General features: G+C 72.4%; 21 protein-coding genes and 1 pseudogene. 11 read left to right on the plus strand and 11 right to left on the minus strand.

The features are described from left to right. Window positions 1–145 precede the first annotated feature (145 nt). The 3 genes from BZY54_RS28700 to BZY54_RS28710 all read left to right on the plus strand — a co-directional run bounded on the left by BZY54_RS28700 (window position 146) and on the right by BZY54_RS28710 (window position 3,363). Window positions 146–820: a hypothetical protein gene (locus BZY54_RS28700; protein WP_086728245.1), complete on the plus strand. Its 675-nt coding sequence runs from the start codon at window positions 146–148 to the stop codon at window positions 818–820. Window positions 821–1,047: 227 nt separating this feature from the next. Next, window positions 1,048–2,223 (plus strand): 4-hydroxybenzoate 3-monooxygenase, encoded by a 1,176-nt coding sequence (locus BZY54_RS28705; protein ID WP_086728246.1) that lies wholly within the window; start codon window positions 1,048–1,050, stop codon window positions 2,221–2,223. Between the two features lie 213 nt (window positions 2,224–2,436). After that, window positions 2,437–3,363 carry a Bax inhibitor-1/YccA family protein gene (locus BZY54_RS28710; RefSeq protein WP_086728247.1) on the plus strand — a complete coding sequence of 309 codons (927 nt, stop codon included), beginning with the start codon at window positions 2,437–2,439 and terminating at the stop codon, window positions 3,361–3,363. Window positions 3,364–3,462: 99 nt separating this feature from the next. Here the strand turns inward: BZY54_RS28710 and BZY54_RS28715 are convergent, their stop codons facing one another. Beyond that, window positions 3,463–3,690: a DUF4287 domain-containing protein gene (locus BZY54_RS28715; RefSeq protein ID WP_030164109.1), complete on the minus strand. Its 228-nt coding sequence runs from the start codon at window positions 3,688–3,690 to the stop codon at window positions 3,463–3,465. 101 nt (window positions 3,691–3,791) lie between these two features. Here BZY54_RS28715 and BZY54_RS28720 point away from each other — a divergent pair, with 101 nt between their 5' ends. Next, entirely contained in the window at window positions 3,792–4,103 is a 312-nt protein-coding gene (locus tag BZY54_RS28720; protein WP_167414082.1) for a hypothetical protein, read from the plus strand. 135 nt (window positions 4,104–4,238) lie between these two features. Here the strand turns inward: BZY54_RS28720 and BZY54_RS28725 are convergent, their stop codons facing one another. From BZY54_RS28725 to BZY54_RS28735, 3 genes are all read right to left on the minus strand, one after another. Continuing rightward, entirely contained in the window at window positions 4,239–5,069 is an 831-nt protein-coding gene (locus tag BZY54_RS28725) for a hypothetical protein (RefSeq protein ID WP_086728248.1), read from the minus strand. Between the two features lie 313 nt (window positions 5,070–5,382). Further along, on the minus strand, window positions 5,383–6,603 hold the full coding sequence (locus BZY54_RS28730; RefSeq protein ID WP_086728249.1) for an acetyl-CoA C-acetyltransferase: 1,221 nt from the start codon (window positions 6,601–6,603) through the stop codon (window positions 5,383–5,385). A 230-nt stretch (window positions 6,604–6,833) separates the two neighbouring features. Further along, window positions 6,834–7,862 (minus strand): SGNH/GDSL hydrolase family protein, encoded by a 1,029-nt coding sequence (locus BZY54_RS28735; protein WP_208640796.1) that lies wholly within the window; start codon window positions 7,860–7,862, stop codon window positions 6,834–6,836. A 160-nt stretch (window positions 7,863–8,022) separates the two neighbouring features. Here BZY54_RS28735 and BZY54_RS28740 point away from each other — a divergent pair, with 160 nt between their 5' ends. Next, the gene (locus BZY54_RS28740) at window positions 8,023–9,411 is read left to right on the plus strand and encodes a cystathionine beta-synthase (protein WP_086728251.1); all 1,389 of its coding nucleotides are present in this window, start codon (window positions 8,023–8,025) and stop codon (window positions 9,409–9,411) included. Between the two features lie 410 nt (window positions 9,412–9,821). Here the strand turns inward: BZY54_RS28740 and BZY54_RS28745 are convergent, their stop codons facing one another. Beyond that, a complete protein-coding gene (locus BZY54_RS28745) occupies window positions 9,822–10,250 on the minus strand; it encodes a hypothetical protein (protein ID WP_167414083.1) in 429 nt (142 codons plus the stop codon). Between the two features lie 391 nt (window positions 10,251–10,641). Between BZY54_RS28745 and BZY54_RS28750 the strand changes: the two genes are divergently transcribed. Beyond that, window positions 10,642–11,484: a MurR/RpiR family transcriptional regulator gene (locus tag BZY54_RS28750; RefSeq protein WP_086728253.1), complete on the plus strand. Its 843-nt coding sequence runs from the start codon at window positions 10,642–10,644 to the stop codon at window positions 11,482–11,484. Between the two features lie 171 nt (window positions 11,485–11,655). Beyond that, complete coding sequence (locus BZY54_RS28755) at window positions 11,656–12,297, plus strand: hypothetical protein (RefSeq protein ID WP_086728254.1); 642 nt, start codon at window positions 11,656–11,658, stop codon at window positions 12,295–12,297. Window positions 12,298–12,304: 7 nt separating this feature from the next. Here the strand turns inward: BZY54_RS28755 and BZY54_RS28760 are convergent, their stop codons facing one another. From BZY54_RS28760 to BZY54_RS28780, 5 genes and pseudogenes are all read right to left on the minus strand, one after another. Next, complete coding sequence (locus BZY54_RS28760) at window positions 12,305–12,679, minus strand: roadblock/LC7 domain-containing protein (protein WP_086728255.1); 375 nt, start codon at window positions 12,677–12,679, stop codon at window positions 12,305–12,307. Window positions 12,680–12,697: 18 nt separating this feature from the next. After that, window positions 12,698–13,209, minus strand: a pseudogene (locus BZY54_RS28765) (roadblock/LC7 domain-containing protein). A 13-nt stretch (window positions 13,210–13,222) separates the two neighbouring features. Beyond that, window positions 13,223–14,176 carry a hypothetical protein gene (locus BZY54_RS28770; protein WP_086728256.1) on the minus strand — a complete coding sequence of 318 codons (954 nt, stop codon included), beginning with the start codon at window positions 14,174–14,176 and terminating at the stop codon, window positions 13,223–13,225. Then, window positions 14,173–14,562, minus strand: coding sequence for a hypothetical protein (locus BZY54_RS28775; protein WP_086728257.1), 390 nt, complete (start codon window positions 14,560–14,562; stop codon window positions 14,173–14,175). The genes BZY54_RS28770 and BZY54_RS28775 overlap by 4 nt, the downstream gene beginning before the upstream one ends. Window positions 14,563–14,733: 171 nt before the next feature. After that, window positions 14,734–16,230: a type III PLP-dependent enzyme domain-containing protein gene (locus tag BZY54_RS28780; protein ID WP_425276326.1), complete on the minus strand. Its 1,497-nt coding sequence runs from the start codon at window positions 16,228–16,230 to the stop codon at window positions 14,734–14,736. Window positions 16,231–16,292: 62 nt separating this feature from the next. Between BZY54_RS28780 and hutU the strand changes: the two genes are divergently transcribed. The 4 genes from hutU to hutI are packed head-to-tail and all read left to right on the plus strand — an operon-like array spanning window position 16,293 to window position 21,725. Beyond that, window positions 16,293–17,957 (plus strand): urocanate hydratase, encoded by a 1,665-nt coding sequence (gene hutU, locus BZY54_RS28785; protein ID WP_086728259.1) that lies wholly within the window; start codon window positions 16,293–16,295, stop codon window positions 17,955–17,957. Next, a complete protein-coding gene (locus BZY54_RS28790; protein WP_086728260.1) occupies window positions 17,954–19,171 on the plus strand; it encodes an allantoate amidohydrolase in 1,218 nt (405 codons plus the stop codon). Before hutU ends, BZY54_RS28790 begins: the two co-directional genes overlap by 4 nt. Beyond that, entirely contained in the window at window positions 19,171–20,517 is a 1,347-nt protein-coding gene (locus BZY54_RS28795; RefSeq protein ID WP_086728261.1) for a formimidoylglutamate deiminase, read from the plus strand. The genes BZY54_RS28790 and BZY54_RS28795 overlap by 1 nt, the downstream gene beginning before the upstream one ends. A gap of 26 nt (window positions 20,518–20,543) precedes the next feature. Beyond that, window positions 20,544–21,725, plus strand: coding sequence for an imidazolonepropionase (hutI, locus tag BZY54_RS28800; protein ID WP_086728262.1), 1,182 nt, complete (start codon window positions 20,544–20,546; stop codon window positions 21,723–21,725). Window positions 21,726–21,799: 74 nt separating this feature from the next. On the opposite strand, the gene BZY54_RS28805 is transcribed toward hutI, so the two are convergent. Beyond that, on the minus strand, window positions 21,800–22,239 hold a 440-nt coding region (locus BZY54_RS28805), incomplete at its 5' end, for an RICIN domain-containing protein (protein ID WP_086728263.1).

The following is a 22,239-nucleotide window of genomic DNA, read 5'->3' on the forward strand; positions in this document are numbered from 1 at the left end:
GTGGGGGCCCGGCGTGGGGTGGGGCGTTCGTCCCGTTCGAGGGCTGCCGCTGCACCCACTCTCCCTCGGCTCTCAACGAGCAGGGGCCCCGTCGCCCCTGCGGTACGAGTGCCGCAGCTACGTCCGATTACCGCAGGAGATCCCTATGAGCAGTCATCGCAAGCCGCGTTCCTCCAGCCGTCCCCTTACTCAGCGAGCCGTACGGATAGGCCTGTTCGCGGCCGGAATCGCCGGTGTGGCGACCGCCGTGCCGGCGCAGGCGGCCACCGCGGCGCCGCATGCCGCGATCGCGTCCGACCACGTCTTCAGTCACGCCGACCGGCTGCACCACACGCAGGCCAGGGACTCGTTCACCGTGCGCCAGTTCGGCACGGTGAACGCCGCCGCCGTACGGAACCAGGCCAACGCGGCCTCCGTCGGCTGCTCGGCCGACGACGCCTGCCGTTCCGTGGCGCTGTCCTTCCAGATCGTCACGTTCGCCGGCGAGCGCACGCACCTGAACGCGGTGAACGTCAGCGACGCCGTGAACAAGTGGTGCACGGGCTGTCAGACCCTCGCCGGGGCCTACCAGTTCGTCGTCTCCACGCCCACCCCGATCACCTTCGACGCCGCCACCCGGCGGCGGCTGGACGACATCCACCGCCGGCTCGACGCACTGACCCGCTCCTCGCTTCCTGCGACCGACCTGAAGTCACGGGTGGACGACCTGGCGGCCGAGGTCGGCACCGTCCTGCACGACGCGGTCGCGCGCGCCCCGAAGGGCGAGGCGCCGCCCGCCGTGACCCTGCACCGTCACCTGGAGGGCTGGCCGGGCCACTGACCGCGGCGCAGCCGCCGAGGCCGTCCTCCCGGGCCGGCCGCCGGGTCCGCGACGTGAACGCGCGGGTTCGGCGGCCGGCCGTCGCCGTGTGAGGGGCGGGAACCATTGACATCGGATGGGTGCGGGCGGAGACTCAGGCCAGTGAATAAAACTTCACTATGCGAACGCATGCCTCGCCCTCGCCACACGGCCTCACGGCAACGACGCCCACCCGAAGGGAACGACCGATGCGCACCACCGTCGGCATCATCGGAGCCGGCCCGGCCGGCCTGCTGCTCGCCCGGCTGCTCCACAACGCCGGAATCGACTCGGTCGTCCTGGAGAGCCGTGACCGCGCCTACGTCGAGCACCGGCAGCGGGCCGGAATCCTGGAGCAGGGCACCGTCGACGTGCTGCGCGCGGCCGATGCCGGGGAGCGGATGGACCGCGAGGGGTTGCGGCACGACGGGATCGAGCTGCGGTTCGACCGTCGCAGGCACCGCGTGGACTTCCCCGGGCTGACCGGTGGGCGGTCCGTGATGGTCTACGCCCAGACGGAGGTCTGCAAGGACCTGATAGCCCTCCAGCTCAAGGAGGGAGGACCGCTGTTGTTCGAGGCGGAGGCCCTGGCCGTGGAGGGCGCGGAGAGCGACCGCCCGGCCGTCCGGTTCCGTCACGAGGGACGCGAGGACGTCCTGGAGTGCGACTACGTCGTCGGGTGCGACGGCTTCTGGGGGGTGTCGCGGAAGGCGATCCCCGCCTCGCTCTCCCGGGTGTTCGAACGGACGTACCCCTTCGGCTGGCTCGGCGTCCTCGCCGACGTCGCCCCCTCCCACGACGAGCTGGTCTACGCCCGCCACGAGCGCGGCTTCGCCCTGCTGTCCATGCGCTCCCCCTCCGTCTCCCGCCTCTACCTCCAGGTCCCCGCCGACACGGACGCGCAGGCGTGGTCCGGCGAGGAGATCTGGGAGGAGCTGGAGCGGCGGCTGGAGACGGACGACGACTGGACGCTGCGACGCGGGCCCATCACCCAGAAGTCGGTCACCCCGATGCGCTCCTACGTCCACGAGCCCATGCGCCACGGCCGGCTCTTCCTCGCCGGAGACGCCGCCCACATCGTGCCCCCCACCGGGGCCAAGGGGCTGAACCTCGCCGTCGGCGACGTCGTCACCTTCGCCCAAGCCCTGACGCACCAGCAGAGGACGGGCTCCACCGAGCTGCTGGACGCCTACTCGGCGACCTGTCTGCGACGCGTCTGGCAGGCGGAGCGGTTCAGCTACGACATGACGACGATGCTGCACCGTCACCCGGACGCCACCCCCTTCGACGAGCGGCTGCAACTGGCCCGCCTGGACCGGATCGCCTCCTGCCGGGCGGCCGAGACCGACCTCGCCGAGGGCTACACCGGGTTCCCGATCGGCTGACGGAGTGCTTCTGGTCCCTTGGGATCTCCGGCTGATTCCGGGCGTGTAGCAGGTTGGTCATGAATGGGGCCGCCCGTGGCCGGGAATCACCTGCCCGCGTAGCGTGTTCGCCAGCAGGACGAGGGAAAGATCCTTCCCAGGTACTAGGGTCGATCCTTTGCCGTTCCATTACTCTTGAGCCAAGGCCGCGTCGTGCGGCCATGGAGGAGTGAGATGAGGAGCAGAAACCCGGTCTTCTCGCGACGGGGGTTCAGCCGCGACAACGGCTACGCGGGCTTCAACACCGCGCCGCAGGCCGGGGGCCCCGCTGTCGGTACGCAGGGCAATCCGTACGCGCAGGGCAATCCGTACGCCCAGCCGAGCGGAAACCCCTACGCGCAGAACCCTTACGCTCAGAACCCCTACGCCCAGCAGGACCTGCAGTACGGCGCGCCGCCGCAGGCCCCGGCCACCACCGGCCGGATGACGATGGACGACGTCGTCGTGCGCACCGCGTCCACGCTCGGCACGCTGATCGTCACGGCCGCCCTCGCCTGGGCGCTGCTGCCGGTCGACGACGCCAACCTCAGCCGTTCCTACGGCATCGGGATCGGCGCCGCGCTGATCGCGATGGTGCTGGGCTTCGTGCAGTCCTTCAAGCGCAAGGCCTCGCCCGCGCTGATCCTGACCTACGCGGCCTTCGAGGGCGTGTTCCTCGGTGTCGTCTCCAGCGTCGTCGACAACCGCATCGCGAGCGGCGCGGCCATGCAGGCCGTGCTCGGCACGATGGCGGTCTTCGCCGCGGTGCTGGTCGCGTACAAGGCGGGCTGGATCCGCGTCAACCGCCGGTTCGCCGGCTTCGTGATGGCGGCCGCGCTCGGCTTCCTGCTGCTGATGGCGGTGAACCTGCTGTTCGCCGCGTTCGGCGGCGGTGACGGCCTCGGCTTCCGCAGCGGCGCGCTCGGCATCTTGTTCGGTGTCATCGGCGTCATCCTCGGCGCCTGCTTCCTCGCCCTGGACTTCAAGCAGGTCGAGGACGGCATCGCCTACGGCGCGCCGCGCGAGGAGGCCTGGCTCGCGGCCTTCGGCCTCACGCTGACGCTGGTGTGGATCTACATGGAGTTCCTGCGGATCATCGCGATCCTCAACAGCAACGACTAGCGGCCACCCGCGACAGCGAAGTCCAGCGGTCACCCGCGTGACCAAGGGCCCCGGTTCCCGCCGGGGCCCTTCGTCGTGTGTGGGTGCACCGTGGCGCGCCTAGAGCAGTTTGCGCGCGGCCCTCCTCAGGTCGTACTCGTGGATGATCGCCTTGGCGTGGCCGTAGGCGAGGTTGTGCTCGTGGCGGAGCCAACTGAGCCTTTCCTCGAAGCAGAGCGCCGGGCCTTCTTCGACGGTGCGCAGCCAGTCGGCGACTTCACGACCGGTGCATTGGGGGATGCGGGCGAGCAGGTTGCGATGGGTCTCTTCGGAGAAGACTTGGGACATCGGCGCCTCCGGACGCGTTCGATGAAGCCGGTCCTTCACGTCACCGTGCCTGAGCGTTCGCGTATTGGCAACAGTCCCGGTGCGGCGCGTAGTCTCGCGACGTGGTTGACACGACATCGCTGACCCGTGCAGTGGATCATTTCGCCGACCGGCTGAGGGCGGCGCCGCAGAGCCGGCTGCAACGAGCCGCCGCCGCCGAAGCACTCGGGCTGGCCAGGGAGTTGGCCCGGCGGGCGCAGCTGCTGGAGGACCCCTCGGCCGAGCCGCGCGAGATGCCCGACGCCGGGATGTTCGCCGCCGCGGACCAGATCACCGTCGCCGGACACGACCTGGCGCTCGTACTTCAGAGCGAAGCCGAGGTCGAGGAGGCGGTGCGGCTGGTGGAGGAGGCCCAGAAACGCGCGGGAGTGTGAGGCCCGGCCCACTACGGCGCGCTGCTACGGCGGTCCGTTGCCGCGCATTGCCGTGGCGATCCACCACGGCGCGCAACTACGGCGATTCGCCAGGGCGAACCGCTGTGCCGAGCCGCTGTGCCGATCCGCGATCCGTCACAGCGACGCGATGACCCGATCCGCCAGGATGTAGACGTTCTCCTCGCCGCAGGAGAAGGTCAGGGTGTAGGCGCCGGAGATGCCCGAGCCGCCCAGCAGGAAGGGGGACTCGCCCGCGTGCAGGGCGGCGGCCAGGCGTTCGGCGGTCTCGCGGTGGCCCGGGGTCATGCACAGGGTCGTGCCGTCGGCGAAGACGTAGACGTCGAGGGTGCCCAGGGGGCCCGGGCGGACGTCGGCCAGCTCCACGCGGGAGGTGGCCAGCTCCTCCAGCGTGGCGACGGTGCGCTCGTGGTCGCCCACGACCGGGGACGGATGCGGGGTGAAGTCCGGGTGCGAGGGGTGGCGGCGGCGGGCCGCGGCCAGTTCGGCGGACTCGCCGGACGCACTGCCCTGGGCGGGATCCCTGCCGAAGAGGCCGGAGAGTTCGTCGGAGTCCGCTCCGGACTCGGCGACCGGCTCCAGGTGCTCGAAGCCCGCGAAGTCGGTCTGGCGCGGCAGGAACAGCTCGCTGTCGGGCAGCCCCAGCAGGGAGGGCGCGTCGGCGGCGTCCCGCGCCTCCTGCGCGGCCCAGAAGGCCCGCGCCTCGGCCAGCTCGCGCTCCCGCTCCTCCGCCAGCGCCTGGACGACGGCATCGCGTATCTGCTCCCCGTCCGCCTGGCTGCGGGCGGCCGGCAGGAGGGCACGCGTGGTCGCCGCGTGGTTCTCGGCGAGCTGGTTCTGCAGTGCCGTGACCTGGCGGCGCAGCGCGAAGAGGGTGCGCAGGACGGCGACGCCCACGGCACCGGTGGCAGCTGTGGTGAGCAGCAGGGCGATCGGCATGGCGCTCACTGACGTACTCCTGGGTTCAAGGTCGACCCCCGACTTCCTACATCAGCTTGAAGGGCGGACTATCCAGCTGTCAGTGCGTAACGTCACGAAACGGACAGGAATGCGGCTTGTGCGACGCTTGAGTCGTCCGGTGTGACGCTGCTGACCTGCGAAGATCCCCTTTCGGAGGGAGTTAGGTCACACTCTGGGGGAGATTGGATCACAGAACGGCCCGGAATCCGGGAGTTTCCTGGATTCCGGGCCGTTCGTTCACGCTGGGTGCTATGGCGGCCACTGACGGTCCTTCAAGCGGCCGCCCGGCGGGGCCGGTCGATCAGCTGAGGCGCTCGATGACCATCGCCATGCCCTGGCCGCCGCCGACGCACATCGTCTCCAGGCCGAACTGCTTGTCGTGCCACTGGAGGGAGTTGATCAGCGTGCCGGTGATGCGCGCACCGGTCATGCCGAAGGGGTGGCCGACCGCGATGGCGCCGCCGTTGACGTTCAGCTTGTCGAGGTCGATGCCGAGGTCGCGGTAGGAGGGGATCACCTGGGCGGCGAACGCCTCGTTGATCTCCACCAGGTCGATGTCGTCGATGGTCATCCCGGCGCGCGCGAGGGCCTGCCTGCTCGCCTCGACCGGGCCGAGGCCCATGATCTCCGGGGACAGGCCGGAGACGCCGGTGGAGACGATCCGGGCGAGCGGGGTCAGGCCCAGCTCGCGGGCCTTGGTGTCGGACATGATCACGACCGCGGCGGCGCCGTCGTTGAGCGGGCAGCAGTTGCCGGCGGTGACCAGGCCGTCGGGGCGGAAGACGGGCTTGAGGCCCTGGACGCCCTCCATGGTGACGCCCGCGCGCGGGCCGTCGTCCTTGCTGACGACCGTGCCGTCCGGGAGGGTCACCGGGGTGATCTCCCGCTCCCAGAAGCCGTTCTTGATGGCCTCTTCGGCCAGGTTCTGCGAGCGGACGCCGAACTCGTCCATCTCCTGGCGGGTGACGCCCTTCCAGCGGGCCAGGTTCTCGGCGGTCTGGCCCATCGCGATGTAGGCGTCGGGGACGAGGCCGTCCTCGCGCGGGTCGTGCCAGGTGGTGCCCTCCTGCTCGGCGACGGCCGCGGTGCGGGCCTCGGCGTCGGCGAAGAACGGGTTGTGCGTGTCCGGCAGGCTGTCGGAGTTCCCCTTGACGAACCGGGAGACCGTCTCGACACCGGCCGAGATGAACACGTCGCCCTCGCCGGCCTTGATGGCGTGCAGGGCCATGCGGCTGGTCTGGAGCGAGGAGGAGCAGTAGCGGGTGATCGTGCAGCCGGGCAGGTGGTCCATGCCCATCTGCACGGCGACGATCCGGCCGAGGTTGTTGCCCTGCTCGCCGCCGGGCAGACCGCAGCCCAGCATGAGGTCGTCGATGTCCCTCGGGTCCAGCTCTGGGATCTTCGCCAGCGCGGCCTGGATGATCGTGGCGGTCAGGTCGTCCGGGCGCAGGTCCTTGAGGGAGCCCTTGAAGGCGCGGCCGATGGGGGAGCGGGCGGTCGAGACGATGACGGCTTCGGGCATCACGGCTCCAAAATCGGTAGGGCGGCGCGTAGCGCCTCGTTGCGGGGCGGTGGTCGGGCGACGGGCGGGAGGGGACGGGCAGAGCTGGTTGGGAAGTTACCCGTACGTATGCCCCGGGTCACGGGGCTGGCGGTGTGACCCTGGCCGCAATTTACTAAGCGCTTGCTTTCCCGCCTCGCCCCGGCCTGCCGCGCCCGGCGCGGTGCCTGACGCGCCGAGCGGCCTCGACCTCACACGCCGGACGGGCTGGAGGGCGCAGGCTGAGGCTCCGGCACACGCCGCCGCCTGCGCCGCTTGAGCAGTGCCCACGGCCCCCGCGGCCCCGTCGGCATCGCGGCGGTGACCTCCGTACCCGCCTCCGACGCGGCCTCCGCCGCCGCCCGGGCCACCGGCAGGAACCCCTCGCGCCGCGACACGTCCGGCCGCTCCTCCTCCGCCGGCCACAGCCCCAGCACCGCGCACACGGTCGGCAGCACCGCCATCGCCGCCGTGGCGTATCCCTCGGCGGACGGGTGGTAGTTGTCCGGGCCGAACAGCTCCCGGGGATTCGCCTCGAACTCCGGGCCCAGCAGGTCGCCCAGCGACACGGTGCGACCCCCCTGCTCCACCACCCCGATCGTCTGTGCCGCCGCCAGCTGCCGGGAGGCCCGGCGGGCCAGCCAGCGCAGCGGCTGCTGCACCGGCTCGATGGTGCCCAGGTCGGGGCAGGTGCCGACCACCACCTCGGCACCGGCGGTCCGCAGCCGCCGTACCGCCGCCGACAGATGACGCACCGAGCGGGTCGGGGGCATCCGGTGGGTGACGTCGTTCGCGCCGATCATGATCACGCAGACGTCGGGCATCTGCGCCGCGTCGGCCGTCACCAGGGCCACCTGGCGGTCCAGGTCGTCGGACTGGGCGCCGGGCACGGCCACGTTGCGCAGCAGCACCGGGCGCTCGGCCACGGCCGCCAGGCCCGACGCGAGCAACGCGCCCGGTGTCTGGCCGGAGCGGTGGACGCCCTGCCCCGCGGCCGTGGAGTCGCCGAGCATGGTGAGTCTGAGCGGGGGGTCGCCGGGGGCGTCGTAGACATGGCCGTACAGCCCGTCCGCGAGAGGTACGTGGTTGTCCGTACCGTTGCCCACATGGCGCTTGGCCAGTTGCACCTCGGCGAGCAGCAGACCCGCGGCGGCCGCGCCGACCAGCCCGAGCCCGCCGCCGCCGTACGCGGCGCCGGCCGCGATACGCCGGGCCACCCTCGCCCTCGACATGCTCGTCATGCCTCGCCGCCACCTCCCGCGTCGCCGTACAACCACTCCTTGCCCCGTACCGACCGTCGTCCAATCGCGACGGGGAGTGAACGCCCGCGTCGGGGAGTTCCCTGGCCTTAGGCTGGCGGCACCACCACGACCACACTTTTTGCAGCAACCGGAGACAACGGTGCAATTCCACGACTCGATGATCAGCCTCGTCGGCAACACGCCGCTGGTGAGGCTCAACAGCGTCACCAAGGGCATCAGGGCGACCGTCCTGGCCAAGGTCGAGTACTTCAACCCGGGCGGTTCCGTGAAGGACCGCATCGCCCTGCGCATGATCGAGGCGGCCGAGCAGAGCGGGGAGCTGAAGCCGGGGGGCACGATCGTCGAGCCGACCAGTGGCAACACCGGCGTCGGCCTGGCCATCGTGGCCCAGCAGAAGGGCTACAAGTGCATCTTCGTCTGCCCGGACAAGGTCTCCACCGACAAGATCAACGTGCTGCGCGCGTACGGGGCGGAGGTCGTGGTGTGCCCGACGGCGGTGGCGCCGGAGCACCCTGACTCGTACTACAACGTCTCCGACCGCCTGGTCCGTGAGACCCCCGGAGCCTGGAAGCCGGACCAGTACTCCAACCCCAACAACCCCCTGTCGCACTATCACTCCACCGGTCCGGAGCTGTGGGAGCAGACCGAGGGGCGGATCACCCACTTCGTGGCGGGCGTCGGCACCGGCGGCACCATCTCCGGCACCGGCCGCTACCTGAAGGACGTCAGCGACGGCAAGGTCCAGGTCGTCGGCGCCGACCCCGAGGGCTCGGTCTACTCCGGCGGGTCCGGACGGCCGTACCTCGTCGAGGGCGTCGGAGAGGACTTCTGGCCCACCGCCTACGACCGCACCGTCGCCGACGAGATCGTCGCCGTCTCCGACAAGGACTCCTTCCAGATGACCCGCCGCCTGGCCAAGGAGGAAGGCCTGCTGGTCGGCGGCTCCTGCGGCATGGCGGTCGTCGCGGCCCTGCGGGTCGCCGAGCGCCTCGGCCCGGACGACGTGGTGGTGGTGCTGCTGCCGGACAGCGGGCGCGGGTACCTGAGCAAGATCTTCAACGACGAGTGGATGGCCGACTACGGCTTCCTGGAGGACGAGGGGCCGAACGCCCGCGTCGGTGACGTGCTCAGCGACAAGGAGGGCGGCATCCCCTCCCTCGTCCACATGCACCCGGACGAGACCGTCGGCCAGGCCATCGAGGTGCTGCGCGAGTACGGCGTCTCGCAGATGCCGATCGTGAAGCCGGGCGCCGGTCACCCCGACGTCATGGCGGCCGAGGTCGTGGGCTCCGTCGTCGAACGTGAGCTGCTGGACGCCCTGTTCACCAAGCGCGCCTCGCTGGAGGACCCGCTGGAGAAGCACATGTGCGCGCCGCTGCCGCAGGTCGGCTCCGGCGAGCCGGTCGCCGACCTCATGTCGGTGCTCGGTGCGGCGGACGCGGCGATCGTGCTGGAGGAGGGCAAGCCGACCGGTGTGGTCAGCCGGCAGGACCTGCTGGCCTTCCTGGCCAAGGGCGGAAAGCAGTGACGAGCGGGCCGCGAACGTCGAGGTGACGGCGGAGAACACGCGGTGACCTGCGGCTGAGAGGCCGTCGTGAAAGTGGTACGAGCGTGTCACGTGCGCGCAGTATCCGCTTAACACGAGTCCGGCAGATTAAGGGACGTCGGCAGGGAGACGAGGGCACCACCCGGGCATCGAGTTCTGGGAAAGGCTCTTCTCCAGGCCGGCGTCGTACGGCGTCAGGGACCTCCGGAGCGGCTCCCGGACCTCCATGGACGCCACGGACGCGCAAGCCCGGTCCTGACCCGGCCCGCGTCCCCCGCGGGGACCGCCGTCGTCCCGCCCCCCCAGCGATGGGGGTGCGGCGGTCCCCGCGCACATCCGTGTTCCGCACCCCTGTGTTCCGCCCGGCGGGCGTCGCGGTGGCCGGGGGAGTGTCAGTCCTCCCAGCGGTCGTCCTGGGAGGGCCCGCGGCGCCGGCCGCCGAAGATTCCGGGGTTGGCGCGGGCGGCCTGGACGACGTTGACGCCGACGATGCCGGCCCAGGCGGCGAGGAGGCCGGGCAGGTGGGCGACGCCGCCGCCGATCGCGGACAGCGGCACGGCCAGCACCAGCGAGACGATGCCGAAGCCGAAGCGCTCGCCCCAGGAGTCCGTGGCCTTCGGTGAACGGGAGTCGCGGGCCACCGTCATCTGCTGTTCGGCGAGCTGCCGGCGGACACGGCGCTCGACGGCGCCGTCGATGCGCTGATCGACCTTCTCCAGGAACGAGTCGACCAGCGCGGACTCGTACTCCTCGCCCAGCTCCCTGCGGGCCTGCAGGGTGGCGTTGAGTTCCTTCTTCAGGTCGGTGTCCCGGGCGTCCATTCCGCTCATGCCGACCAGGCTAGGGAGTCCCGGGGGCGGCCGCACTGGGGTTAGCCCCCTACTTCTGCTGGGGAGTCCCGGTGCTTCTGCGGGGGAGTCCCCGGAGGGATTTCTGTGGGAGGCGTCCCGGGGAGGCGTCCGCGGGGAGTCCCGGGAGCAGCCGCCCGCCGCCGGCGGCGCCTTGACTGCGGCTGCGGGGCGGCGCGCCGACGGCGGTGGCTTCGTCCACGATTAGCACAGGAGCGGTCGCTTTCCGTGCTCGCCCCGGTGGCGCTTGGCCGATCCCTTGCCTGGCCTGTATGACCTCATGCAGAGTTCTTGGTATCTGAATAGGAACTGGTCGGGGAGTACTCTCCCGGGGCGTCGACGACTTCTGGAGGGGGAGCACGACATGAGCGTGACCGACAGCCCTGCCGCACGGCTGCAGGCGCTCTTCGAGGGGCACCGGCTCACGCCGACCCAGCGGCGCATCGCGCACAGCATGGTCCGGCGGGCCGCCGACGTGCCGTTCCTGTCCAGCGTCGAGCTGGCCGAACTGGCCGGGGTCAGCCAGCCGTCGGTGACGCGTTTCGCGGTCGCCCTGGGCTTCGACGGCTATCCGGCACTGCGCCGGCACCTGCGTGAGGTCGCGCCGGCCGAACCGGCCGCCGAGCCGGCGTCGTACAACGAGTACCAGCAGGCCGTCGAGGCCGAGATCGAGAATCTGCGGCATCTGGCGGAGGCGCTGGCCGATCCGAGGCCGGTGCAGGAGGCGGGCCGGGTCCTGGCCGCCTCGCGTCCGCTGCCGGTCCTGGGCCTGCGGGCCGCGGCCTCCCAGGCCTACGGCTTCGCGTACTTCGCCGGCAAGGTCCACCCGGACGTACGGCTGCTCGACGAGGGCGGCACGATGATCCAGGACCGCATCGACGGCGCCGTGCGGGCGGGCGCGTCGGCGCTGCTGTGCTTCGCGCTGCCGCGGCATCCGCGCGAGGTGGTGGACACCCTCGCCTATGCCAAGGACGCGGGGCTGGCCGTCGTCACGGTCGCCGACTCGGCCTTCGCTCCGGTCGCGAAACACTCCGACCTGCTGCTGCCGGCGGCCGTCGGCACGGGGCTCGCGTTCGACACCGCGTGCGCGCCGATGCTGCTCGGGCGCGTGCTCCTGGAGGCCATGTGCGACGACCTGCCGGACGCGCAGGCGCGGCTGGAGGAGTTCGACGGGAAGGCGGCGGCGCGGGGGCTGTTCGTGGACTGACCCCGCGGCGCCGGCCCGGAGCCCTCGGCCCGACGCTCTGCGAGGCAGCCCCGACGCCCTCGGGCCCACACCCCCCGCAGCCCCGCCTCCGCGCTCTCAGATTCGTCTCACGAAGGCTCGCTAGCCTGCCCGCCCGAACGGAGGTGTGCCGGGGCGAGAAGGAGGCAGCACGTGGCACGCGGAGGGCGCGAGGCTCGCGGAGGTAGTGAAGGGCGCACCGGGCGCGGAGGTCAGGGGCTGGCCCGGGTGGCCGTCGTCGTCCGGGCCGGGGCGGCACCGTTGTGGTGGATCGGGGTGGTCGCGGCAGGGGCCGGGCTGCTGGTGCCGGGGCTGACCGGGCGCCGGATCGGGGTGTCGGCGGGCGCCGCGCTGTTCCTGATGACGGCGGCCGTCGTGGCCTGCGCCCGGCGCCGCCGCTACACCGCACTCGCCCGCGCCGCGAGCCGCGCCGGACGGCACGACGTGCTCCAGGACCGGGCGGTCACCGCCCGCGTGTGGCGCCGGGGGCACCGCTGGTGGCTGCTGCTGGCCTTGGTGGCCGCGCTGGGCAGCTCGTTCGCCGTTCCGGCGGCCGGCGGCATGCTGGTGGCCGGTGCCGGTGCCGGTGCCGGGACCGGGCTGCGGCTGAAGGCCGCCTGGATCGGCCGGCGCGAGCGGGCCGACGACGTGCTGCTGTGGGTGCGGGTGGACTGGCTCGGCAGGTGCGGCGGCCGCCCCACGGGCCCGGCGGTCAGGGGCTACCGCAGCACCGGCATCGCGGCGGGCGACGCGGCCCCGGGCGGGACCCGCCGCCGCACCGCGGCGCTCGTCTAGGAACCGGTCAGACCTCCAGGTCCTCCTCGATCTTCTTCAGCTGGTGGCGGGCCATCGCCAGGTTGGCCCGCTTTGCGTCCAGCACGAGGTAGAGGAAGAGGCCGTTGCCGCCGCGCCCGCTGATCAGCCGGATCACGTGGTACTGGTCGGACAGGGTGATCAGGATGTCCTCGATCTGTCCCTTGAGTCCGAGGTGCTCCATGGTGCGCATCTTGGCCCGTACGACATCGGTGTTGCCGGCGGCGGCCACGTTCAGGTCGAAGGTCTTGCTGCCGCCCATCGTGCCCAGCGCCATGCCGCTGGTGTAGTCGACGAGGGCGACTCCGGTCGCACCTTCGATCGAGGCGAGGGCTTCCTTCAGGCAGGTCTCGGTGTTGGCCATGGCAGGGCTCCTTGTTCTCTAACTTTCGGTGGTGGTAGGCGCGTTGGCACCTGTGGCGCGTGGCACGCGCGTGGTTCTGGTCCGTGGGGTGGTGCCGCCGGCCGCCGGGGCCGGCTTCGTGGCCCTGGCCGGCGTCACCCGGCCGAGGCCCCGGGCCGCCGCCTCGGCGTCGACCAGTTCGCCGATGCGGGCGGCGGCCCTGCGCCCTTCCAGGTGGAGGCGGCCGACGTTGACGCGGTCCTGGGCGAGCAGCGTCAGGACGGCGGTGCGGCCCGCCGCGTAGGTGGCGACATAGCCGTGGACGCCGCGGATCAGCAGCTCGCGCAGCTCACCGCGGCCGGTCACGTCCGCCATCCGCACGGCGACGCCGAGCGCGGTCGCGGTCAGCGCGGCGAGGCCCTCCGGTTCCACGTCCGGTGTGTCGTGAGCCAGGACGAGTCCGTCGGCGCTCGCGGCGAGTGCGCCGGTGAGCTGGGGACGCGGGTTCTGAGCCGGCGCAGCTCGTCCAGGATCTCGGGCTCGGCCGCCATCCGGTGTCTCCTCTCAAAGCGCCTCCAGCGCATCCCTGAGCCTCTTCAGCAGCGTGATGTGGGGGTCGGTGGTGTACCTGATCCGCTCGGTGACGTGGGGATCGGTGGTGTCCGCGGTCCGCGCGGTCGTGTGGGGGGCGGTGGTCTCCGCGGTCCCCGCGGTGATGCCGGGCGTCGGGGGCCCGGTCTCCGCCTCCGCCGGCCCGGCGTCCGCCTCCGCCTCCGTCGGTCCGGTGTCCGCCTCCGCCTTCAGCGGAGCCACGAGGCCGGCGGACGCCAGGCGCCGCACGTCCACCAGGGTGTGGAACGCCTGCCGGCCCAGCTCCCGGGCCAGGTCCGCGGCCGTGCGGGTGCCGTCGATCCGCTCCAGCAGGATCTGCTGGCGAACCGTGAGCTTCGGTACCGCGGTGGTGCGGGTCCGCGCCAGTGGGGCGCTGTCCGCTCGCGGGTCGGGCCAGATGCTGTGCAGCAGGTCGCGGCGGCGCAGGGTCTCGCGCTCCAGGGCCGCGACCGGGACCGGCAGCACGGGACCGAGCCGGTGTGCGACGCCGTAGCGGAAGCGGCCGGGTGCGCTGCTCGGGGCGAGGGCGAAGTAGGCGGCGTCGTAGAGGGCGCCCAGGTGGCACAGTTGCAGCGCTCCCTCCGCCAGTTGGCCGCCGGACAGCAGCAGCTGCGCGGCGCCGTGGCGGTCGCCGGCCCGGGCGACGGCGTCCCGCCAGGCCTCGGCCGTGAGCGTGCCGTACGCGGTGAGCAGGGTGTCCAGGCCCGGGGCCAGCGGGCTCTCGGCGTGCACCACGCGGCCCTCGGCGAGATAGAGCGTGCCGCGTTCGCGGACGAGGACGCCGCTGGCCTTCTCGGCGGCGAGCCGGGTCAGCATCGGCGAGAGGCCGCCCCAGGCCCGCTCGGCGGCGGCCGTCCTGTCGCGCACGGGCAGCGGGGGCGGGGGAGTGGTGTCGACCACGGTCATCCCAGCACCAGCCGCGCGGCCATCTCGCCCAGGCGTATCCGGGCCAGGGCGAGGTTGCCCTCCGCGCGGCTCAGCCACAGATGCAGGAACACGCTGCTGTCGAACGGCGTGTCCACGAACCGCAGCAGATGGTAGCTGTCCCGGTTGCTGACGATCAGGTCCTCGACCGGAGGACGCTCGCCACCGGGGTCGGCGGCGGCGAACGCCCCGTGCTCCGCGGCCAGCCGGGCCAGCTCGGCGGCCTCGGCCGCGGTGGTCTCGTGGTCGCCGCCCGGGGACTCCCCGACGGTGCCCAGGGCCAGTCCGCTCGTCCAGTCGACCAGCGCGGCGCCTCGCGCGCCGGGCAGCCGCATGGCTTCCAGTAGGCACTCGTCGATTCCGGGCACCGTCGTTCCCCTCCCACCTGGGGTGTCGGCTGAGTGATGCCGACGCTACGCACGGTGTGCGGACGTGGTGGGGGGTTACGGCATTTTCCAGTGGAACATGCGACCGAGGGGCTAATGTGGGTCAACTGGCCTGGATTTCCTCCTAGTTGCGCAGGTCGCTGTCGGCGTACCTCAAGGGCGCTCGGGTGCGCGCAGGGTGGTGAGCGCCGATGTGTGCGCCCCTCCCGCCTCCGCCACGATCTCCTCGACGGTCTGCGGCTCGCGCACGGTCGCGAAGGCGACCCGGCCGGTGCCGTCCGGAGCGAAGCCGTGAACGCCGGGCCGCGGCAGGGAGTTGTAGGCGTAGTGGTGCGCGAAGTAGTACGCGCCGGTGTCCAGTGCCGCCACGAAGTCGCCCGGTTCCAGCGGCGGCAGCGCGCGGGCCTCGGCGAGCAGGTCGCCCGCGAAGCACGCGGGCCCGGCCACGTCCTGGACCACCTCGGGCCCCGTCTTGGGCCGTCCTTTGGCGTCGTACGCGGCCAGCCGCAGCGGCCACGCCCCCGGCGCGTACACAGTCCGGGTGGCGACCTGCACGCCCGCGTGCGTCACGGCGACGGGCCGCCCGCCGGCGCTCTTGGTGTACTCCACCCGCGCCACCACCGTGCCCTGCTTGGCCAGCAGCGACCGCCCGAACTCGGTCACCAGCCCGTACCGCCCGTCGAACAGTCCCGGCACCACCTCGCCCAGCAGCCGGGCGTACTGCGCGTACGTCGGCGTCGTCGCCTCCGAACCGAAGTTCACCGGCAGCCCGCCGCCGATGTCGAGGGTGTCGATCTGCCGTCGCCCCGCCCGCTCGTTGATCTCCTCGGCGAGCGCGTACGTCTCCGCGACGCCCCGGGCCATCAAGGACAGCGGAATGCCCTGCGAGCCGGTGTGGGCGTGCAGCCGGGTCAGCCATGGCCGGTCCAGGTACGCGCCTACGACCCACTCGCGCGCTCCCTCGTCGCGCAGCGCCACCCCGAACTTCGAGGTCGCCGTCGCCGTCGAGAGCGCCTCGATGGAACCGCCGCCGACCTGCGGGTTCACCCGGATCCCGAGCGGGGAGCGAGGAGTGGAGGACCGTGCGAGGGCGTCGATGCGGTCCAGTTCCTGCGGACTGTCCGCGTTCACGGCGATGCCCAGTGCCAGCGCCTCCCGCAGCTCGGCCGGGGTCTTGGCGGGGGAGTCGAGGACGGTGCGCTCGGCCGGCACCCCGGCCGCCCGGGCCAGCGCGAGCTCTCCCGGGCTCGCCACCTCGGCGCCGATGCCCTCCTCGTGCAGCAGCCGCAGCACGGGCACGAGCGGGCTCGCCTTCACCGCGAAGGCGTGCAGCACTGGCGTCCCCGGCGCCGTGACCGCGGCGAACGCCGCCGTCAGGTCCGCCGCCGCCTCCCGGATGCCGGTGACGTCGAGCAGGCCCACGAGCGGGGAGTCGGGCCCCAGGAGCCCCTGCTCCACCGCGGCCCGCACCGCCTCGTCCCGCCGGGCGGCCCGCTCGCCGTCCGTGCCGCCCGTCCGGTCCTCGTCGCCGTAGCCCATGTCCTCGTCCCCCGTTCCCCTGCTGCCGGCAGTCGTCCACACCATGTGTCCAGCCAAACATCCGGGGCGCGCCGATGTCGGCACACCGACGTATTGACTAGGTCTATTCAGCAGGCCAGTATGTGAATAGACGTAGCAACAATCCATCTGGAGCAGCCACCAGGAGGCAGACCATGTCAGGACCCCGCCCCGTACGAGCGCCGCGCGGTACGGAACTGAGCGCCCTGGGATGGCAGCAGGAGGCCGCCCTGCGGATGCTCCAGAACAACCTCGACCCCGAGGTGGCCGAACACCCCGACAAGCTCGTCGTCTACGGCGGCACCGGCAAGGCGGCCCGCGACTGGCGCTCCTTCGACGCCATGGTCCGCACCCTGAGGACCCTCAAGGCCGACGAGACGATGCTCGTGCAGTCCGGCCGCCCCGTCGGCGTCATGCAGACCCACGAGTGGGCGCCGCGCGTGCTCCTCGCCAACTCCAACCTCGTCGGCGACTGGGCCAACTGGGAGGAGTTCCGCCGCCTGGAGGCCCTCGGCCTGACCATGTACGGCCAGATGACCGCCGGCTCCTGGATCTACATCGGCACCCAGGGCATCCTCCAGGGCACCTACGAGACCTTCGCCGCCGTCGCCGCGAAGAAGTTCGGCGGCACGCTCGCCGGGACAATCACGCTGACCGCCGGTCTCGGCGGCATGGGCGGCGCCCAGCCGCTCGCGGTCACCATGAACGACGGCGTCGCCATCTGCATCGACTGCGACCCGCGCGCCATCGAGCGCCGCATCGAGCACCGCTACCTGGACGTGAAGGCGGACTCGCTCGACCACGCCCTCCAGCTGGCCACCGAGGCGCGAGACCAGCGCAGGCCGCTGTCCATCGGCGTCCTCGGCAACGCCGCCGAGCTGGTCCCGCAGCTGCTCGCCATGAGCGCGCCCATCGACATCGTCACCGACCAGACCTCCGCCCACGACCCGCTGTCCTACCTGCCGCTCGGCATCGACTTCGAGGACATGGCCGAGGAGGCCGCCAAGGACCCGGCGGGCTTCACCACCCGGGCCCGCGAGTCCATGGCCCGGCACGTCGAGGCGATGGTCGGCTTCCAGGACGCCGGCGCCGAGGTCTTCGACTACGGCAACTCCATCCGCGGCGAGGCGCAGCTGGCCGGGTACGACCGGGCGTTCGCCTTCCCCGGCTTCGTCCCCGCGTACATCCGGCCGCTGTTCTGCGAGGGCAAGGGCCCGTTCCGGTGGGCCGCGCTGTCGGGTGAGGCCTCCGACATCGCCAAGACGGACAAGGCGATCCTGGAGCTGTTCCCGGAGAACGAGTCCCTGGCCCGCTGGATCAAGATGGCCGGCGAGCGCGTCCACTTCCAGGGACTGCCCGCACGCATCTGCTGGCTCGGCTACGGCGAGCGCGACAAGGCGGGCGAGCGGTTCAACGACATGGTCGCCGGCGGGGAGCTCCAGGCGCCGATCGTGATCGGTCGCGACCACCTCGACTGCGGCTCCGTCGCCTCCCCGTACCGCGAGACCGAGGCCATGCTCGACGGCTCCGACGCGATCGCCGACTGGCCGCTGCTGAACGCCATGGTGAACGTGGCCTCGGGCGCCTCGTGGGTCTCCATCCACCACGGTGGCGGCGTCGGCATGGGGCGGTCCATCCACGCCGGGCAGGTGACCGTCGCCGACGGTACGGCGCTGGCCGGGGAGAAGATCCGCCGGGTGCTGACGAACGACCCCGGGATGGGTGTCATCCGGCACGTGGACGCCGGGTACGACATCGCGGAGTCGGTGGCCGGCGAGCGCGGCGTGCGGGTGCCGATGCGCGAAGGTGACGACGCGTGACCTTCCACAGCATGTGGGCGGAGCTGCTGCCGATCGGCCGCAGCTCCGCCTCCGGCGGCTACCGGCGTTTCGCCTGGACCGGAGCCGACGCCGAGTGCCGGGACTGGTTCCGGGAGCAGGCCGAGTGCCGCGGGCTGGCCTACGAGGTGGACCGGAACGGCAACCAGTGGGCCTGGCTCGGCGACCCGGCCGGCCAGGACGCCGTCGTTGCCGGGTCGCATCTGGACTCCGTGCCCGACGGCGGGGCCTTCGACGGACCCCTCGGAGTGGTGTCGGCCTTCGCCGCGCTCGACGAACTGCGCGGCAGGGGAGCGCGGTTCGTCAAGCCGCTCGCCATCGTCAACTTCGGTGACGAGGAGGGCGCCCGGTTCGGGCTGGCCTGTGTCGGGTCGAGGCTGACCGCCGGGGAGCTCACCGTCGATCAGGCGCACCGGCTGACCGACGGCGACGGGGTCACGCTTCCCCGGGCCATGGAGGCCGCCGGGTACGACCCGGACGCCATCGGCCCGGACCCGGAGCGGCTCGCGCGCATCGGGGCCTTCGTCGAGCTCCACGTCGAGCAGGGGCGCGCCCTCGACCTCACCGGGGACGCCGTCGGCGTGGCCAGCGCCATCTGGCCGCACGGGCGGTGGCGGTTCGACTTCCGCGGCGAGGCCAACCACGCCGGCACGACCCGGCTGGTCGACCGGCGCGACCCGATGCTGTCGTACGCCGAGACCGTGCTCGCCGCCCGCCGGGAGGCCGCACTCGCCGGTGCCGTCGCCACCTTCGGCAAGATCGCCGTGGAGCCGAACGGCGTCAACGCGATCCCGTCCCTGGTGCGCGGCTGGCTCGACTCCCGCGCCGCCGACCAGCAGACCCTGGACAAGGTGGTCGGCGGCATCGAGCAGGCGGCCCGCGAGTACGCCGTCGCGCACGGTGTCGACCTCCACGTGGCCCGCGAGTCCTTCACACCCGTCGTCGAGTTCGACCACGTCCTGCGCGACGAGCTCGCCCGCATCCTGGGCGGTCGGGCGGACCTGAAGGTGCCTGTGCTCGGCACGGGCGCGGGACACGACGCCGGAATCCTGTCCGGGAGCCTCCCGACCGCCATGCTGTTCGTGCGCAACCCCACCGGAGTCTCACACTCCCCGGCCGAGTTCGCGGCCGAGGACGACTGCGTGGCGGGGGTGCGCGCACTCGCCGACGTACTGGAAGGACTGGCCTGCACGTGATGCCCACCCAGCGGACGCGGACGTACTGGCTGGAGCACGCCTGGCTCGGCACCCACGTCGAGCCGGGCGTGGCGCTCGACGTGCGGAACGGCCGCATCGCGGCCGTCCGCACCGGCGTGCCCACCCCGCCCCCCGAAGCCGAACCCCTGCGCGGGCTGACGATGCCGGGGCTCGCCAACGCCCACAGCCACGCCTTCCACCGCGCCCTGCGCGGCACCGTCCAGGTCGGCTCCGGAACCTTCTGGACCTGGCGCGACGTCATGTACGCCACCGCCGACCGGCTCACCCCGGAGACCTACCACGCACTGGCCCGCGCGGTGTACGCCGAGATGGCGCTGGCCGGGATCACGGCGGTGGGCGAGTTCCACTACGTCCACCACGCCCCGGGCGGCTCGCGGTACGCCGACCCGAACGCAATGGGCGAGGCACTGATCGAGGCCGCCGCGGAGGCCGGCATCCGCATCACCCTCCTCGACACGTGTTATCTGGCCGCCGGCTTCGGACAGCCGCCCAACCACCACCAGCTCCGTTTCTCGGACGGGACGGCCGAGGCCTGGGCCGAACGCTCTTCACTTCTCAAGGAACGGGATCACGCGCGGATCGGCGCCGCCGTCCACTCGGTGCGGGCCGTGCCCGCGCCGGAACTGTCGACCGTGGCGGGGTGGGCCGAGGAGCGGCGGGCCCCGCTCCATGTGCACCTGTCGGAGCAGACCGCCGAGAACGAGGCCTGCCTCCAGGCCCACGAATGCACCCCCACCCGGCTGCTGGCCGACCACGGCGTCCTCGGCCCCCGCACGACCGGCGTGCACAACACCCACCTCACCGAGGAGGACATCGCCCTGCTCGGCGGGTCCCGCACCGGCACCTGCATGTGCCCGACCACCGAACGGGACCTGGCCGACGGCATCGGCCCCGCCGTCGCCCTGCAGCGCGCAGGCTCCCCGCTGTCCCTCGGCTCCGACAGCCACGCCGTCATCGACCTGCTCGAGGAGGCCCGCGCGATGGAGCTGAACGAGCGGCTGCGCACCCGCACCCGCGGGCACTGGACGGCCGCGGCACTGCTGCACGCCGCGTCGGAGGCCGGTCACGCGGCCCTGGGCTGGGAGGAGGCCGGCAGCCTGCGCACGGGAGCGCTCGCCGACTTCACGACGGTCGCCCTCGACTCGGTCAGGACAGCGGGCACACTGCCGCGACTCGCCGCCGAGACGGCCGTATTCGCCGCCTCCGCGGCGGACGTGCGCCACACCGTCGTGGGCGGCCGTCATGTCGTGCGGGACGGTGCCCACGCCCTCGTGCCGGACGTGCCGTCGGCGCTGGCAGGCGCCGTCCAGGCACTGCGCGGCTGAACCCCACCGTCATCTCTGAGGACACCATGAGCAGCACAGTCATCAGCAACATCGCCACGCTGGTCACCAATGACCCCTCCCTCGGTGACGGATCCCCGCTCGGCCTGATCCGGGACGCGGCCGTCGTCATCGACGGCGACCGCGTCGCGTGGACCGGTGAATCAAGCAAAGCACCCGCCACTGACAACCGGGTCGACGCGGGCGGCCGGGCGGCGCTCCCCGGCTTCGTGGACTCCCACTCCCACCTCGTCTTCGCCGGCGACCGCACCGAGGAGTTCAACGCCCGCATGTCCGGCCGGGCCTACAGCGCGGGCGGCATCCGCACCACGGTCGCGGCCACCCGTGCCGCCACCGACGCGGAACTGGAGGCCAACCTCACCCGCTACCTCGCCGAGGCGCTGCGCCAGGGCACCACCACGTTCGAGACGAAGTCCGGCTACGGCCTGACCGTCGCCGACGAGGCCCGCGCCCTGCGCATCGCCGCGGCGCACACCGAGGAGGTCACCTACCTCGGCGCCCACATCGTCTCGCCCGACTACGCCGAGGACCCGGCGGCGTACGTCGACCTGGTCACCGGCGAGATGCTCGACGCCTGCGCCCCCCACGCCCGCTGGATCGACGTCTTCTGCGAGAAGGGCGCCTTCGACGGCGACCAGGCCCGCGCGATCCTCACCGCGGGCAAGGCCAGGGGCCTGCACCCGCGCGTCCACGCCAACCAGCTCTCCTACGGTCCCGGCGTGCAGCTCGCCGTCGAGCTGGACGCGGCCAGCGCCGACCACTGCACCCACCTCACGGACGCGGACGTCGACGCCCTCGCCAACAGCGACACGGTCGCCACGCTGCTGCCCGGCGCGGAGTTCTCCACCCGCGCCCAGTGGCCGGACGCCCGCCGCCTCCTGGACGCGGGTGCCACGGTCGCCCTGTCCACCGACTGCAACCCGGGTTCGTCGTTCACGTCCTCACTGCCGTTCTGCATCGCGCTCGCCGTGCGGGACATGGGCATGACCCCGAACGAGGCGGTCTGGTCGGCCACCGCGGGCGGGGCCGCGGCCCTGCGCCGCACGGACCTCGGCCGGCTCACGCCCGGTGCCCGCGCCGACCTGGTGCTGCTGGACGCTCCCAGCCACGTCCACCTTGCCTACCGGCCGGGCGTACCGCTGGTGAGCGAGGTCTGGCGGCGCGGCGTGCGCGAGGTCGCCCGTCCCTGAACGGCTGGGCGAGGTCGCACACCCCCGAACGGCTGGGCGAGCCGAACGCCTGAACGGCTCGGCGCCCCGGCTGCTCACCGCCGCCCCGCCCGCCACCGCTGATGCGCCCCTCCGTCGAGCGGGTCCAGGGACAGGTCGCCGCCGTTGTCGGTGAGGGCCGTCTCGATGGCGATGGCCGGGCGGACCACTCCGTCCGGGTCGACGGTGAATCTCAGGTTCCGGCCGTTTCTGCCGTAGACCGAGTCGCACGACCAGATGCCGACGCCCCTGTCCACGGAGCCCCGGCTGTCCAGGCAGAACTCGGGGTCCGCGGCCGACTGCAGGACTCCGCGCTCGGAGTCCACCCGCCAGCGCTGGGTGTACGCGGAGCCGCACGGGGAGGTGACGACGTCCGTGCCGTTGTCGAAGTCGCCGGCCACGTCCAGGCAGCGGCCCGAGGCGACATTCACCACCTGGGCGTACCCCGCGCCCGGCGGATGGGCGGGGGGTACGCCCCTGTACCTTATACACATCT

The organism is Streptomyces carpinensis, from assembly GCF_002154505.1.
Taxonomy (GTDB): domain Bacteria; phylum Actinomycetota; class Actinomycetes; order Streptomycetales; family Streptomycetaceae; genus Streptomyces; species Streptomyces carpinensis.

What these genes read in the sequence shown, in the direction of transcription:
- BZY54_RS28700 (WP_086728245.1), top strand. Translation starts at nt 146, where the DNA reads ATGAGCAGTCATCGCAAGCCGCGTTCCTCCAGCCGTCCCCTTACTCAG.
- BZY54_RS28705 (WP_086728246.1), top strand. Translation starts at nt 1,048, where the DNA reads ATGCGCACCACCGTCGGCATCATCGGAGCCGGCCCGGCCGGCCTGCTG.
- BZY54_RS28710 (WP_086728247.1), top strand. Translation starts at nt 2,437, where the DNA reads ATGAGGAGCAGAAACCCGGTCTTCTCGCGACGGGGGTTCAGCCGCGAC.
- BZY54_RS28715 (WP_030164109.1), bottom strand. Translation starts at nt 3,690, where the DNA reads ATGTCCCAAGTCTTCTCCGAAGAGACCCATCGCAACCTGCTCGCCCGC.
- BZY54_RS28730 (WP_086728249.1), bottom strand. Translation starts at nt 6,603, where the DNA reads ATGCCCGAAGCCGTCATCGTCTCGACCGCCCGCTCCCCCATCGGCCGC.
- BZY54_RS28735 (WP_208640796.1), bottom strand. Translation starts at nt 7,862, where the DNA reads ATGACGAGCATGTCGAGGGCGAGGGTGGCCCGGCGTATCGCGGCCGGC.
- BZY54_RS28745 (WP_167414083.1), bottom strand. Translation starts at nt 10,250, where the DNA reads ATGGACGCCCGGGACACCGACCTGAAGAAGGAACTCAACGCCACCCTG.
- BZY54_RS28750 (WP_086728253.1), top strand. Translation starts at nt 10,642, where the DNA reads ATGAGCGTGACCGACAGCCCTGCCGCACGGCTGCAGGCGCTCTTCGAG.
- BZY54_RS28760 (WP_086728255.1), bottom strand. Translation starts at nt 12,679, where the DNA reads ATGGCCAACACCGAGACCTGCCTGAAGGAAGCCCTCGCCTCGATCGAA.
- BZY54_RS28770 (WP_086728256.1), bottom strand. Translation starts at nt 14,176, where the DNA reads ATGACCGTGGTCGACACCACTCCCCCGCCCCCGCTGCCCGTGCGCGAC.
- hutU (WP_086728259.1), top strand. Translation starts at nt 16,293, where the DNA reads ATGTCAGGACCCCGCCCCGTACGAGCGCCGCGCGGTACGGAACTGAGC.
- BZY54_RS28795 (WP_086728261.1), top strand. Translation starts at nt 19,171, where the DNA reads ATGCCCACCCAGCGGACGCGGACGTACTGGCTGGAGCACGCCTGGCTC.
- hutI (WP_086728262.1), top strand. Translation starts at nt 20,544, where the DNA reads ATGAGCAGCACAGTCATCAGCAACATCGCCACGCTGGTCACCAATGAC.